This window comes from Nitrosospira sp. Nsp14 (assembly GCF_900113575.1).
Classification (GTDB): domain Bacteria; phylum Pseudomonadota; class Gammaproteobacteria; order Burkholderiales; family Nitrosomonadaceae; genus Nitrosospira.
On sequence record NZ_FOPV01000043.1, the window covers coordinates 1 to 2,029 of the forward strand.

The window sequence follows — 2,029 nt, forward strand, 5'->3', positions numbered from 1 at the left end:
TAGAGCTGCACGACGGATACCAGATGGAGGCGGTGGGTAGCGGTTAGAGAGTACTCGGCCTCGAAGAGATTGCGTTTGGCAAGCAAGACATCGACGTAGCTGGTGATGCCCCCTCGATAGCGCAGGGTGGCGACATTCAACGCGGAGCGCAACGCATTCACCCGGTCCTCCTGCGTCTTGCGCTGGTCGCCGACGGTTCGAATCGCGACCAGGGAGTCTTCAACCTCCTTGAACGCCACCAGGATGGTTTGCTCATATTGAGCCAGTACTTGCCGTGCCTGGGCTTCTGCCGCGCGCTGCTGGAATCCGAGGCTTTCCGCATTGAGCAGAGGGCCTGCCAGTCCAAGTCCTCCCACGCCGAACTCACTGCCGGAGAGCAGGAGATTTGACAGGGCAGGGCTGGCCACGCCCAGGAAGCCCGTTATCGTGAGCTTGGGAAACCGCGCTGCCTTGGCCATGCCAATTCTCGCGGTTGCCGCGGCAAGCGTCTGCTCTGCCTGTAGAATATCGGGACGACGTTGCAATAATTCGGAAGGAAGACCCGCGGGAACTTGCGGTGGCATCAACTGCTCCGTCAGCGTACGGCCTCGCGCAACTGGTACCGGGTTCTTGCCCAGCAACACGCTCAGTTCGTTTTCCTTTTGAACTCTCAGTCGTTCCAGTTCTGCCACCCTCGTGGCGGCGTTGGCTCGCTCAGACTCGAACTGATCGAGATCGAGCCTGGAGATTATCCCGCCCCGGAGCTGTGCCTGGGCGAGAGCAACGGATTCTTCCCATGAGTGCACCGCGTTTCGGGCAATGCCCAACTGCATGTCGAATTGCAGAAGATCGAAATAAGCCTGTGCTACCGAACTCACGAGGGTCAGGATCACTGCCCGGCGGTTTTCCTCACGTGCCATCAGATCGGCGCGAACTGCCTCACTCGAGCGCCGGAGACGCCCCCAGATATCGATTTCCCAATTGAGCGTGCCCTGGCCAAAATAATTGAAAGGCGTGGGGAATCCCGGAATCTGAAAGCCTCCGAGGGTACCGAACGCAGGCGCATTAACGTTCGCGTCCAGCTTGGGAAGAAAGTCAAAGAGCGTTGTTGTCAGGCGAGCCTGGAGCTCTTCCACGCTGGCGACCGCCTGCTTGAGATCCTTGTTTTCTGCGAGCGCCTGGCGGATGAGCCGTTGCAGTTCTTGGTCACGCAGGAGTTCCCACCACGGAAGATTGGCAATGGACTGCCCTTCCGTTTCCGTCATGCGAAACTTTTCCGCGGTTTCGATATGCGGACGGACGTAGTCCGGTCCCATGGCGCAGGACATCAGCAACAGGGATGGCAGGAGCAATAATGCCCAAACCAGCGCCCTGCGGATTCGTTCCAATGAGCGCAGCGTCATCATGCTCTTTCCTCCTGCATGCCTTCATGCATCTGCGGCGCGTGCTCGCGGGTAAGCCAGGTGAAGAATAGGGGAATAAAAATTGTGGCTACGAAAGTCGCAAGCAGCATGCCGCCCAAGACGCCCGTGCCCATGGATTGGCGCGCCGCTGCTCCTGCCCCGGTCGCAAAGACCAGCGGCACGATCCCCAGCACAAAAGCCATCGAAGTCATGACAATGGGGCGAAAGCGCAGGCGCGCGGCTTCCATCGCGGCCTGCGCCACCGGCATTCCTTCCCGCATCTTCTGGCTGGCGAATTCCACGATCAGAATGGCGTTCTTGGCTGCCAGCCCTATCAGTGTAATCAAGCCTACCTGGAAATAAATATCGTTGGGCATTCCGCGAATCAGCACGGCAAGCAACGCGCCGGCCAGGGCGAAAGGCACGGCCATGATGACTGCCAGCGGCAGCGCCCAGGTCTCGAACTGCGCGGCCAGGATCAGGAACACCATGATAATGGCGAAGGTGAAGGCGAAAACCGCGGCTGACCCGGTGCGTTTTTCCTGATAGGCCTGCGCCGTCCAGGCAATCTGGTAGTTATCCGGCAAGCTCTTCTCCGCAATTTCTTCTACCAGCTTGATCGCGTCACCCGAGCTTACGCCAGGGGC

2 protein-coding genes are annotated in these 2,029 nt (G+C 59.3%); both read right to left on the reverse strand.

Going from position 1 to position 2,029, the window contains the following annotated elements; translation table 11 throughout:
- Positions 1 to 1,385 (reverse strand): efflux transporter outer membrane subunit (locus tag BM022_RS14925; protein WP_256209220.1); only part of this gene is annotated, 1,385 nt, incomplete at its 3' end.
- Positions 1,382 to 2,029, reverse strand: a 648-nt coding sequence (locus BM022_RS14930) for an efflux RND transporter permease subunit (RefSeq protein WP_177191757.1), incomplete at its 5' end; no start/stop codon positions are given. The genes BM022_RS14925 and BM022_RS14930, both read right to left, overlap by 4 nt.